The sequence below is a fragment of the Leucobacter sp. OH1287 genome (assembly GCF_003859945.1).
Classification (GTDB): Bacteria; Actinomycetota; Actinomycetes; order Actinomycetales; family Microbacteriaceae; genus Canibacter.
Genome location: NZ_RQYM01000010.1, coordinates 1 through 12,375 on the forward strand (window position 1 = coordinate 1; position 12,375 = coordinate 12,375).

12 protein-coding genes are annotated in these 12,375 nt (G+C 58.6%); 11 read left to right on the top strand and 1 reads right to left on the bottom strand.

The annotated features are described in order from the left end of the window. Nucleotides 1–92: 92 nt before the first annotated feature. Nucleotides 93–296: a NaeI family type II restriction endonuclease gene (locus tag EII30_RS09185; protein WP_370267029.1), complete on the top strand. Its 204-nt coding sequence runs from the start codon at nucleotides 93–95 to the stop codon at nucleotides 294–296. Next, nucleotides 202–621, top strand: coding sequence for a NaeI family type II restriction endonuclease (locus EII30_RS09080; RefSeq protein ID WP_370267037.1), 420 nt, complete (start codon nucleotides 202–204; stop codon nucleotides 619–621). The genes EII30_RS09185 and EII30_RS09080 overlap by 95 nt, the downstream gene beginning before the upstream one ends. A 4-nt stretch (nucleotides 622–625) precedes the next feature. On the opposite strand, the gene EII30_RS06495 is transcribed toward EII30_RS09080, so the two are convergent. Next, nucleotides 626–1,567 (bottom strand): DNA cytosine methyltransferase, encoded by a 942-nt coding sequence (locus EII30_RS06495; protein ID WP_124886524.1) that lies wholly within the window; start codon nucleotides 1,565–1,567, stop codon nucleotides 626–628. 325 nt (nucleotides 1,568–1,892) lie between these two features. On the opposite strand from EII30_RS06495, the gene mraZ reads away from it, so the two are divergent. From mraZ to ftsW, 9 genes are all read left to right on the top strand, one after another. Further along, nucleotides 1,893–2,321 (top strand): division/cell wall cluster transcriptional repressor MraZ, encoded by a 429-nt coding sequence (mraZ, locus tag EII30_RS06500; protein WP_124886525.1) that lies wholly within the window; start codon nucleotides 1,893–1,895, stop codon nucleotides 2,319–2,321. A 12-nt stretch (nucleotides 2,322–2,333) separates the two neighbouring features. Beyond that, nucleotides 2,334–3,293, top strand: a complete 960-nt coding sequence (gene rsmH / locus EII30_RS06505; protein WP_124886526.1) for a 16S rRNA (cytosine(1402)-N(4))-methyltransferase RsmH — start codon at nucleotides 2,334–2,336, stop codon at nucleotides 3,291–3,293. Continuing rightward, nucleotides 3,290–3,922, top strand: a complete 633-nt coding sequence (locus EII30_RS06510; protein ID WP_124886527.1) for a hypothetical protein — start codon at nucleotides 3,290–3,292, stop codon at nucleotides 3,920–3,922. The genes rsmH and EII30_RS06510 overlap by 4 nt, the downstream gene beginning before the upstream one ends. A gap of 61 nt (nucleotides 3,923–3,983) precedes the next feature. Beyond that, the gene (locus tag EII30_RS06515) at nucleotides 3,984–5,780 is read left to right on the top strand and encodes a penicillin-binding protein 2 (protein ID WP_124886528.1); all 1,797 of its coding nucleotides are present in this window, start codon (nucleotides 3,984–3,986) and stop codon (nucleotides 5,778–5,780) included. Nucleotides 5,781–5,839: 59 nt separating this feature from the next. After that, nucleotides 5,840–7,063 (top strand): hypothetical protein, encoded by a 1,224-nt coding sequence (locus tag EII30_RS06520; RefSeq protein ID WP_124886529.1) that lies wholly within the window; start codon nucleotides 5,840–5,842, stop codon nucleotides 7,061–7,063. Beyond that, the gene (gene murF / locus EII30_RS06525) at nucleotides 7,060–8,469 is read left to right on the top strand and encodes a UDP-N-acetylmuramoyl-tripeptide--D-alanyl-D-alanine ligase (RefSeq protein WP_124886530.1); all 1,410 of its coding nucleotides are present in this window, start codon (nucleotides 7,060–7,062) and stop codon (nucleotides 8,467–8,469) included. Before EII30_RS06520 ends, murF begins: the two co-directional genes overlap by 4 nt. Beyond that, complete coding sequence (mraY, locus tag EII30_RS06530; RefSeq protein WP_124886531.1) at nucleotides 8,466–9,551, top strand: phospho-N-acetylmuramoyl-pentapeptide-transferase; 1,086 nt, start codon at nucleotides 8,466–8,468, stop codon at nucleotides 9,549–9,551. Before murF ends, mraY begins: the two co-directional genes overlap by 4 nt. Continuing rightward, nucleotides 9,544–11,007 (top strand): UDP-N-acetylmuramoyl-L-alanine--D-glutamate ligase, encoded by a 1,464-nt coding sequence (murD, locus tag EII30_RS06535; protein ID WP_124886532.1) that lies wholly within the window; start codon nucleotides 9,544–9,546, stop codon nucleotides 11,005–11,007. The genes mraY and murD overlap by 8 nt, the downstream gene beginning before the upstream one ends. A 41-nt stretch (nucleotides 11,008–11,048) precedes the next feature. Further along, entirely contained in the window at nucleotides 11,049–12,371 is a 1,323-nt protein-coding gene (gene ftsW, locus EII30_RS06540) for a putative lipid II flippase FtsW (protein ID WP_124886533.1), read from the top strand. Nucleotides 12,372–12,375: the final 4 nt, after the last annotated feature.

Below are 12,375 nucleotides of genomic sequence, written 5' to 3' on the forward strand. Positions count from 1 at the left end.
GTTGTCCTTTCAAGTGATGCCAGTTAATGCTGGCAGTCTACATTCTGGACTCTAAAAACAGCCGGATCTAAAAACAGGGGTCAGGCCAGAGCATGGGTGTCATTCGGGTTAGTGAAGAGAACCGCCGGTCTAGTGAAAATCGTGACAGGAAGACAAGCTTAAATAAGGATGGTAGAAAACGCATCTCTTGGATTCACAAGGATCGCCCTCTGCCCCCCCAATGCTCTGTTGAGGCTCCCAGAGGACATTGTTCAGAAAATAATGTCCGGCAGAAGCGGTCAGCAGAGAGTCAATGAGCTTTTCCGTACTGTCCTAGAAACCAGGATCACACGTAACATCGTGGCTACTGTCGCTCAGCAAGATGACTATATGAAAAGGGTACGCGCAAACGGGGGTGCCCGGTCGATTCTTGCTGCTGAGGGAATACTCATCCTGTCTGGTGACTATAAAAACCAACAGCAGATTGCCAAAGAGCTTGATACTGAAGTGCCCCAAAGAGGTGAACTGGTTAGTGTTAAGGTTGCACCTTCATCGGATACTAGCGGTGTGCTAATTCAAGGCACACGCTGGATTCGAGTTCCGATGGAAACTGAAATCACAACAGCAGCTCCGATCGTTTGACCGATTAAGTGAGAGCTTTTCTTATTGCCGTGCCGATTGATGCAGCAACCGGTGGAGGAAAAGCGTTCCCTATTTGCCGGTACATTGAAGTCTTGCGACCAGAGAATTCCCAACTGTCATCGAATGATTGAATACGAGCAACCATGCGGTTTGTCAGCCTCGGAACGAAATCTACCGGTGCATCAGCGGGAGGAGCTGAATCTGCAATCCCTTTCCCATCAACTCCGAGCTTCAACCAGCTCGCTTTTGCGCGTGTGGGGCCAAGATCAGCTCCGCCGTGTTTTTTTGATCCGCCGACTACAGTGGGAGCGATATTGTTTGCTGTTGCTGCCCAAGAGTCAGCACCAGCCCAGCCGTTTTCTTGCATAAGATCTATAAGTGTTTCTCCCACGGTTGGTGGTTCAACGACTTCTGCAGGCCAGTTGAATCTAGAGAATAGATCAGTCTTCATCGCCACTAAGATAAAGCGTGGTCTGAGCTGGGGTACACCAAAATCGCTGGCTTTAACTAGCCTCCAGTCAGCTTCGTAGCCTAGCTTATGCAGCTTTTCCACAATTGATGCTCGGTATGCCTTGAACCGGTCCCCGGCTAAACCTCTTACATTTTCAATCATTACAGCGCGAGGCCGCACCTCGGAAACTAGACGAAGCGCCTCAGGGAAAAGATCACGTTCGTCACTGGCGCCAAGCTGTTGCCCGGCAATAGAAAAAGGAGGGCAAGGCACACCTCCAGAAAGCAAATCGACACCTCTATAGTCTTTGCCATTTATTTCTCGCACATCCCCATGATGCACATCCCAGTGTGGACGATTGAGCTTAAGTGTCGCAGCCGCATCTGAATCAATCTCTACGGCGAGAGCATGATCAAATCCTGCGCGCTCCAGTCCAAGTGATTGGCCACCCGCGCCAGCGCAGATTTCTAGTGTCGCTAATCTTTTGCTGGGCATGGGTTGATTACTCCTTAAATGTGCGGTTAATCACGGCCTGGTATGACCATCTATATTACCTCAGCTTAGGGACAAAAAGTTCAAAATCTAAAGCGAGTTTGCGAACCGATATCGATTTTCGAGAGTGTCCATAAAAGGTCAGAAGTTTTCTGGGGAAATAATCTTTCTCCGGTGCCGAAACGCAAAAATTTGTAAAATTACTCCACTTTGCTCCACCCCTTGATTTATATGGGATTAAGCGCGTCTAAAAATCTATTCTGAGGCATTATTCAACGCATTTTCTCAGTTTGTGGAGTAAAGTGGAGGGAGTGGATGGAGGTGAGCTGTGTTTCTTGGTACGTTTAACCCAAAATTAGATGACAAGGGGCGGCTCATCCTGCCTGCCAAATTCCGCGATCTTTGCAGCGGGGTTGTGATTACCCGCGGTCAAGAAAATTGCCTCTACATGTTCACTCAGGCGGAGTTTGAGCGGATCCACCAGGAAATCAAACAGGCGCCGCTCACCTCAAAACAGGGGCGCAACTTCCTCAGGGTGTTCCTGGCCGGAGCCCACGACGAGATGCCCGATAAACAGAACCGGGTGACAATCCCGCAGGCGCTGCGCAAGTACGCGAGCCTGGAGCGCGAGCTGGCTGTAGTTGGTGTCGGGTCGCGGGTTGAGATCTGGGACGCGAAGCAGTGGCAGGAGTACCTCGATGCCCAGGAGCAGGCATTCGCTGAGATTGAGGAGGAGGTGATTCCGGGGGTTTTCTAGCCTCGGTAACACATGACCAGGCACATTCCAGTGATGCTAGAGCGGTGCGTTGAACTGTTCGCGCCAGCCGTTGCGGCTCGGAGCGGTGCAGCGGCACCGGGCCCGGTGATTGTTGACGCAACCCTCGGTCTCGGCGGACACAGCGAAGCGCTGCTTGAGCGGTTTGAAAACCTCACCGTTATCGGCCTCGACCGAGACACCTCGGCGATTGCGCTCGCAAAACAGCGGCTCGCGCCATTCGGGGAGCGCTTCAAAGCGGTTCACACCGTCTACGACGGCATCGCAAAAGCGGTCGCCGACTGTGGTTTCAAGCAGATTGACGGCGTGCTGTTCGATCTTGGTGTCTCGTCAATGCAGCTCGATCTCGCGGAGCGCGGCTTTGCCTACGCGAAAGATGCACCGCTTGATATGCGGATGGATCAGCAGGCCGGCACAACCGCAGCCGAACTGCTCAACACGCTCAGCGAAACAGAACTGAAACAGCTTTTCCAACGCTACGGCGATGAACCGCTAGCAGCCCGCTACGCGGCAGCGATTGTGGCGGCGCGGGGGGCGGATCCGCTCACCCGCAGCCAGCAGCTGGTTGACATACTGCAGCACGCCACCCCGGCGAAAATCAAAGCGCAGCGTCACCCGGCAAAGCGAGTGTTCCAGGCGTTGCGGGTTGCGGTGAACGACGAAATGGCGGTGCTCGCCAGGGCGATTCCGAGCGCGATGCAGCTTTTGCGCGTCGGCGGGCGCATCGTCGTCATGTCGTACCAGTCACAAGAAGACCGTTTTGTGAAAAAAACCCTCTCCGCAGCTGCGGCGTCACAGTCGCCGCAGGGTCTGCCGGTTGAACTGCCCGAGTTTGCTCCTCGCTTTGAGCTGCTAACCCGCGGCGCCGAACAGGCAGACGAAACAGAAAGAAACCTAAACCCCCGATCAATTCCGGTGCGACTCCGTGCCGCACAAAGAGTGAGACCAGCATGAGCCAAGCACAAAAACAGCGCAGCACACAGGCCCTGCCACAGCTACACAGCAGCAGACAGCAGGCAGCAGTTGCCAAGCTGGCGCAGCAGCCACTGCGCACCCGGGCTGAGCGACCAAACCTGCGACTCGTTGCTCAGGCGAAACGCAAACCCAAGAGCATTCTGATGCCAACCCTCTGCGTGCTCGCGAGCGCAGTTATTCTCGGACTGCAGCTGATGCTCAGCATCCTGTCACAGCAGGACGCCTACGAGCTCAATCGCCTGTCCGGGCAGCAGCGAGACCTCAACCGTGTTTCACGGGTGCTAGAGCAGAGTGTTGAGGCGCTCAACTCACCACAAAACCTGGCAGAAAACGCTGTCTCGCTCGGCATGGTGCAGAACGCGCAGCCAGCGTACCTACGGCTCAGTGACGGGACGATGATCGGGGATCCGAAGGTTGCGGCCGCAACCCCGCAGGCAAACACCGTCTCCAACGCGATGCTCAGCCAGGTGCCGGTGATTGACGAGTCAGGGCTTGCGCTCAACCGTGAAGCACAGCTCTCCGCAGTAAACCCGGCAGCGGATCAAGGCGTGGCAACCAACGCGCCGACTGAGTGGGAAGGCGAGCTCCCAGCTCCAAATACCCACTAGTATTATTCAGGAGTATAAAAACTGCTTTTGACTGCCGCCGGTGGGGAATTGGGGAGTGAGGATGAACGAGGAGCGCAGAGCGTACCGCCGTCGCCTAATCACCCTGTTCGTGACCGTCCTCATTGCGGGACTGTGTATTCTGCGGCTCGGTGAACTGCAACTGATCCAGGCTGACGCACTCAACGCACAGTCGAAGGATCGCCGTGCGGTGCCGGTAACAATACCGGCGCTGCGCGGCAACATTATCGACCGCAACGGTGACATTCTCGCAACCACCGACGAACTCTACGATGTACAAATCTCACCCAAGAACACGAAGGTGAACAACGGCCGCTTCGGCCGCCAAGCGGGAGACATCGACAGTGGTAAACGCGAGATCGTCACAAGCGAGCAGGCATACGCGGAAATTGCCGAGGTGACAGGGCAGACCGCCGACGAGGTGAAAAAAATCGTCGACGACGCACTCGCCGAAAACCCGAAATCAGACTTCGCCTACATTAAACGCGGCATCAACCTCAACCAGTTAAAGAAACTGAAAAAGCTGCAGATCCCGTGGATGACCTTCGCCTCAAACTTCAACCGTATCTACCCGAACGGTGCCGTCGCCGGAAACCTCACCGGGTTCGTCGGCTCAGAAGGGCAAGGACAGTCCGGTGTTGAACTCTCACAGGACGCCTGCCTCGTCGGAGAAGACGGCAGCGAAGCCTACGAGCGCAGCGCAGACGGTGTCGCCCTGCCAGGCAGCACCGTCACAACCAAAGAGGTTGTTAACGGCGGCACCGTCGAACTAACAATCGACCGTGACCTGCAATGGCAGAGCCAGCAGATCGTCAACACAACCCTCGAAAACGCACAAGCAGAGTGGGTTTTCCAGGTGGTTATGGACGTTAAAACCGGTGAACTGTTGGCGGTTGCCGAGGACTACTCGGTGGATCCCAACGACGTCAGCGCCTCAGACCCCGGGCGGCGAGACGCGCGCAGCTTCATCAACCCGTACGAGCCAGGATCCACCCTGAAAACCGCGACAACCGCGATGCTGCTAAACGAGAGGCAGGCGACGCCAACAACCCAAAACCTGACACCCGACAGCTGGCGGCCAGAACCCAACGTGTTCTTCCGGGACGCCTCACACCACGAGGCGAAACGGTGGACCCTCGTGGGCATTATGGTTAACTCCTCAAACGTTGGTATCTCGCAGCTCGGCAGCAAGCTAAGCCCCGAAACCCGCTACAATTACCTGCGCGCGTTCGGGCTCGGCGAGTCAACGCAGGCGGGCCTGCCGGTTGAAGACAGCGGGCTGCTCTACCCGCCCGAGAAATGGGATCCACAAACCAGCTACAACACCATGTTCGGGCAGGCAGTCTCCAGCACCATCGTGCAGACAGCGGGCGTCTACCAAACCATCGCAAACGGCGGTGAGCGGATCCCGCCAACACTCGTGAAACGCTGCACAACCGCCGACGGCGCAGAGAAAAAACTCGACCATGGCAAACCGGTGCGGGTGATCAGCCCGGAAGCGGCAGCCGACACAACCGCGATCCTGGAAACCATCGCAAACAACCAGTACCCGGGCAAGATTATTGAAATCCCCGGCTACCGGCTCGCCGGAAAAACCGGAACCGCTGAGCAGCCCGACGGCCAGGGTGGTTACCGCTCCGAGTATGTGCACTCCTTCGCCGGATTCTTCCCAGCCGAGGCACCGCAGTACGTGATCGTCACCTCGGTTGGTTTCTCAAAACAGGGCGAGGGCGGCGTTCACGCGCTAACAGCGTGGAAGCAGGCAGCGGAGGCGATTATTCGCCACTACCACGTCGCGCCGTCATCCGGCAGTTTCGAGCCACTGCCGCACGAGTACTAAAACAGGCTCTCAGAGCACAGTAAACAGGTTAAAGTCTTTTAGGGTTAAAAGGTTAAAAAGTGGAACTAAGCTTCACCGTGATCGGCTCAGCCGGGAAAACAGCGACAGCAAAGGCACTGCAGCAGCTGGCAGCGCTCGCCGGTGCGCAAGCGAGCGTGCGGGTTTTGGGTGAGGCAGAGATGCTGCTGCTGAGCCGGGCAATCGCTGCCGGCACCGTCAAAAACAGTGAGCTTAACCGGGTCGTTTTAACCGGGATCTACGAGGAGCACAGCCTCACCGGCATCGAACTCGCCAACTGTTTCGCCTCTGCGCTAAGCGAGGGCGTTGCAACCGCCGCAACCGTGCAGGTTGATACCCCGGCAGCGGCCGCTGTTGCCGCGCGCAGCGGCGTCCCCGCAAGCAGGCTAGCGAGCGAGTACGGCGCCGCCGCCGACTGGCACCTCGCTATCACCAGCAACACTCTCGCGCGCACCTCCTTCGTTTTGCAGGGGCCAGACAACGCCTATTTCCGGGGGCGGATCGCGGGCTGTTCAGCGCAGTTGGTAAACAGCGTCGCCCTCGCACTCGTCGCCCTGCACGATGCCGGTGTTTCACTGACAGAACTAGAGCGGGCTACAAACCGCGGCAGCCTAGACCTCGACCTCGGCGTAAACAGCGCCCAGCGGGTTATCGGGGCGGATCCGGCAGCGGCCGCCGAACCCGGTGGCACCGCCTCTGTTCCCACTGCCCGAACCGTTGTGTTCGACAGCGCCTGCAGCGCCCCGCGTCTTTTGCGCATAATCGGTGAACTGGAGACGGTGCAGCAGGATCCACCCCGGATCGTGCTGGACGTTAACCGCCTGGCGGGCTCGGAACTAACCGGGGAACGCTCGCACCTGCAGCTTTTGGGTGCGATCCTCGCGAAGCACAGCGGCGGGTTCTTCCTGGTCGGCGGCGCGGCGGGCAGCGCGGCGGGCAGCGCGGCGGACGCTGAGACGGGAGCTGATGCCGGGGCGGGCAGCCCGGCAGCCGGTAAAACCGCGGCGATTGCGGAGACGATCCTCGACGGCGCCGGGCAGGTAAACGGCGGGGCAGCGGGCGTGCTTACAGACTGCGGCGAGGATGCGCTCGCGCAGGCGATTAAGCAAAGCAGCCCCGAAACGGCTATCCTTTATGCCGGGGTTAATAATCCCGAAACGGTTGACGAACTCACCAGGGCAGCAAGCCAGACAGCATTGGCTGGCCGCACAGAGTTGGCAGGCAAGACTGAGTTGGCAGGGCAGACAGGGCAGGCAGAGGCATGATCGCTTTAACGATCGCAGAGATGAGCGCGGCAGTTGACGGTAAAATCGTGATCCCCGCTGGGATCAGCGCAACCCCTGAGACGGTTGTTTCGGGTGAGGTGCAGACCGACTCCCGCGAGATCACACCCGGCGGTATTTTCGTTGCCAGACGCGGCGAAGCAACCGACGGGCACCTGTTCGCCGAAAAAGCGCACGAGCTTGGCGCGGCACTGCTGATCGTTGAGCGGGAGCTTGACGTGAAGCTGCCGCAGATCATTGTCGCCGACGCAACCCTCGCGCTCAGCGACCTGGCACGCGAGGTTGTTGCTCGGGTCCACGCGCTCGGTCAGCTGCAGGTTGTTGCAATAACCGGGTCAAACGGGAAAACCACAACCAAGAACCTGGTTTCGGCAATGGCGGCAAAACTCGGGCCAACTGTTGCCTCTGAGAAATCCTTTAACAACGAGGTCGGTGCGCCGCTAACAATGCTGCGGATCAGCGAAAACACGCGATTCCTGATCACCGAAATGGGCGCAAACGCCCCCGGCGATATTGCGAAACTCGTTAACATTGCAAAACCCGACATCGGGGTTGTTTTAATGGTCGGCATGGCGCACGCCGGCGGATTCGGCGGCATCGCCGTCACCGCCAAGTCAAAGGCGGAGATGGTGACCAGCCTGCCACCGACAGCGATTGCGGTGCTGAACGGTGATGATCCACGCGTTGCGGCAATGGCGGAGGAAACAGACGCGGAGGTTAGATACTTCGGCAGCGGGCAGCGGGTGAGCGCAACCGACATTGAAACCGGCTCATTCGGCAGCACCTTCAACTTGGTGATCGGTGAAAAACAACAGCCGGTTAGATTCAAGGTACTGGGCGAACACCACATCGCAAATGCGCTCGCCGCGGCAACCGTCGCCGACGCGCTCGGGCTCAGCCTCGATGAGATTGTGGCAACCCTTGAAGAGGTTGTGAAACCGGCAAGGTGGCGGATGGAGGTCACACACTGCCGCGACAACATCACCGTTATCAACGACGCCTACAACGCCAACCCCGATTCGATGGCTGCCGCGCTGAAAACACTCGCGCAGATTGCGGATCCGCACGGCCGCACAATCGCGGTGCTCGGGGAGATGAGCGAGCTGGGCGAGTACGCCGGTGAGGAACACGACCGGGTTGCGCTGCTCGCGGTCAGACTGCGCATCGACCAGGTTGTGATCGTCGGTGAAAACATTAGGCGGATGTATATTAGCTCGATCAACGAGGGAGTCTGGGACGAGCAGGAAGCGCACTACTTTACCGACCAGGACAGCGCGCTTGCCTACCTGAGCGAGCAGGTGCGGCAAAATGATACTGTGCTTATTAAGTCATCGAACGCAGCCGGGCTGAGATTCCTCGGCGATAAACTCGGGGAGGCGCTAGCTTGATCGCGGTTATTCTTGCAGGGGTTATCTCACTGCTTTACACGCTGGTGTTAACACCGCTGTTTGTGAAGGGGTTTAGGAAACTCGAGTGGGGTCAGTTCATTCGCGAGGACGGCCCGAAATCACACTATGCGAAACGCGGCACCCCGACAATGGGCGGGATCGTGTTTGTCACCGGCGCGGTGTTTGCGTACTTTGTTGCGAAGGCAATTATGGGGGAGACCCCGACCGTTTCGGCGCTGCTCGTTATCCTGATGTCGGTTGGCTGCGGTATTGTCGGCTTCGTTGACGACTACATGAAAACCCTCAAACAGCAGTCACTCGGTCTCGGCGGCTGGGCAAAAATCACCGGTCAGGTGGCTGTTGGTGTTGCGTTTGCGCTGATTGCGTTGAACTTCCCGAACGAGCACGGTGTCACCCCCGCCTCCACGAGCATTTCGCTGTTCCGCGACACCGCCTTTGATCTGATGGCGGCGGGCACAATTATCGGCCTGATCCTCTTCATCCTCTGGGTTGTGTTTATCGCAACCGCAACCTCCAACTCGGTTAACCTCACCGACGGTCTTGACGGCCTCGCCGCGGGCACCTCAATCTTCGTGTTCATCTCCTACATCATTATCGGTTTCTGGCAGTTCAGCCAGAGCTGTTTCGCGGGCCTTGAACCGGGCTGTTATGAGGTGCGGGATCCGATGGACCTGGTTGTTATCGCTGCGGCGTTCACCGGCGCAATCATCGGCTTCCTGTGGTGGAACACCTCACCGGCGCTGCTCTACATGGGTGACACCGGATCCATGGCGATCGGCGGTGCAATCGCGGCGCTCGCGATCCTCACCAAAACCGAGCTGCTTTTGATCGTGCTCGGCGGTGTTTTCATTATGGAGACACTCTCGGTGATTCTGCAGCGCCTGTTCTTCAAGGTCACGGGCGGCAAGCGGATCTTCAGAATGTCACCGATCCACCACCACTTCGAGCTCGGTGGCTGGCCAGAGGTCACGGTTGTTGTGCGGTTCTGGATTATGGCGGGTATTTTGGCGCTGTCGGGCGTCGGCATGTTCTACGGAGAGTGGTTGATTATCAATGACTAGCAGGGTTGATTCGCTGCGCAGCTGGCACGCAGACTGGCGGGGCCTAAAAACCGCGGTTGTTGGTCTCGGCGTTAGCGGTTTCGCCGTCGCAGACACCCTCGCCGAGCTCGGCTGTGAGGTTTTCGTTGTCGCGGGCGCACAAGACCCCGAGAGGCAGCCGCTGCTCGACGTTATCGGCGCAACCCTGTTTGTTGGATCCGACAGCGAGCAGCTTCACGCGATCCAGGAGTTTGAACCCGAACTGATTGTCATCTCACCGGGGTATCCCGCAGCGCACCCGATCAGGGCGTGGGCGACTGAAACAGACACACCAATCTTCGGCGAGATTGAACTCGCCTGGCGGCTGCGCGACAAGACCGGTAAACCCGCCGAGTGGATAACCATCACCGGCACCAACGGCAAAACCACAACCACCCAGCTGACCGCCCACATCTTCAAAAACGCGGGCTACCGGGTTGCCCCGCTCGGCAACATCGGAACCCCGGTGCTTGACGCGATCCGCTACCCGGACGGCTTTGACGTGCTGATTGTTGAACTCTCCAGCTTCCAACTGCATGACGTGCACACGGTTGAGCCGTGGGCGAGCGCCTGCCTCAACATCGCCGCCGACCACATCGACTGGCACGGCGACTTCGACGCCTACAAGCGCGCAAAAGCGAACGTTTTTGAGCGCACCAAAACCGCCTGCGTGTTTAACCGCGCTGACAGGGTGACGCTCAGCATGGTTGAGCAGGCAGATGTTCAAGAGGGCGCCCGCGCGGTCAGTTTCGGACTCGACACCCCGCTGGTTGCTGAGCTTGGGGTGTTTGAAGATTTGCTGGTGGATCGCGGATTCCACGCCGAAAGACGCACCAGCGCCCTGCCTCTGATCAGCCTGCACGAGCTGATCGAGCGCGGCATCGCCCAACCCCACATGGTGCAGAACGCTCTCGCGGCGTCAGCGCTCGCCAGATCATTCGACATCTCGCCGGAGGTGATCCATGAGACACTGCTCGAGTTCACCCCTGACGCACACCGGATGCAGCTGATCGCGGTGCACAACGGTGTCACCTGGATCGACGACTCAAAAGCAACCAACGCGCACGCCGCGCACGCCGCGCTGCAGTCACAGCCGAGTGTTGTGTGGATCCTCGGGGGCCTGTTAAAGGGAGTGGATCTCAGCGAGCTGGTTAAGACCCACGCGCCACGACTGCGCGGTGCGGTGATCGTTGGCGCGGATCGGGAACACCTAAAAGCGGTGTTTGCTGAGCACGCGCCCGCTGTGCCGGTGAACGAGGTTGATGCGGAGAAGGGGCTGCCGGTTATGCAGCAGGCGGTAAAGCTGGCCGATCAGCTTACGAACTCCGGTGACACGGTGCTGCTCGCGCCGGCCGCCGCCTCAATGGATCAGTTTGCCAGCTACAGTGACAGGGGAGAGCTGTTCATTAGAGCGGTTTCGGAGCATCTCGGGCTATAGTTTTTAAGACACCCTAAAAACCCCAGCGAACGAGGGCAGTAATGAGCAGCACTAAAAAACAGCGGCGCCTCCTAAAGCGCTCCCTGCCCGGTGTCTTAAAAACCAACACTGACCCGACCGTTGTCGGGCTGTGGTGTGCGTCGCTGATCCTCGTGGGCTTCGGTGTTGTGATGGTGCTCTCGGCATCATCTGTCACCTCCTACCTGCAAGACAAAGGCTTTTTGGGAACCGCTTCCCGGCAGGCATCATACGCGCTCTTCGGGTTGGTTGTGATGGTTGTTGCCGCCTACATAAAACCGGAGGTCTACCGGCGTTTCGCACCGCTGCTGCTGGTTGGGGCGCTGCTTTTCCAGCTGCTGGTTTTCACCCCGCTCGGTGAGGAAGTGTGGGGTAACCGAAACTGGATCCGCATCGCTGGCCTGTCACTGCAACCCTCCGAGTTCTTAAAGCTCGCGATGGTGCTCTGGGTTGCCTTCGTTATCTCGTCGCGCAGGCACCGGATGACAAACGTGAAAAACGAGGTGTTCCCGATGCTGATTCCGGGGGCGGCGATTATTCTGCTCTCCGTGATCCTCGGCCAAGACCTTGGAACCACGATTGTTATGGGCTTCGCACTGCTCGGCTGCATGTGGTTCGGTAACATCAGCCTGAAAACCATTATGCTAACAGTCGGAACAGCGCTCGTCGGTGTTTTTGTGCTCGTCGTCACAAGCGAAAACCGGATGCGCAGGCTCTTCAGCCTCGGCTCCGACAGCGGCGACTACAGCGGACTCGACTGGCAGCCAACCCACGGCCTGTGGGCGCTCGCATCCGGCGGCCTCTTCGGAGTCGGCCCTGGCAACTCCAGCGCCAAATGGTCCTGGCTGCCGGCCGCAGAAAACGACTATATTTTCGCGATCATCGGTGAAGAACTCGGCATGATCGGCGCCTCCGCGGTGATTACCGCCTATGTTGCGCTCGCGTTCCTGATGCTGCGGGTGCTAAACCGCGCAAAGGACCGGTTCAGCCGCGTCGTTGTCGGCGGCGTCCTCATCTGGATTGTCGGCCAGGCATTCATCAACATCGGGGTTGTTTTGCGGATCCTGCCGGTGCTCGGTGTGCCGCTGCCGCTGATCAGCTACGGCGGCACCGCGCTCGTCGCCTGTATGGGCGCGATGGGCGTGGTTATCTCAATCGCGCGAAACAACACCGCGGCCGCAGCAAAAGCCGATAGCGAGGCGGGCGGATCCGGGAAGCAGGCCGCGGGTCGCTCCGCTGCCGGAGAGCGCGATGCTGGTCGCGCCGCTGGCGGGGAGCGGAAAGCTGGTCGCTCCGGTGCTCGTTCGGCCGCCGACCCGGTTATGATCTACACCCCTGGGCACTAAGGAG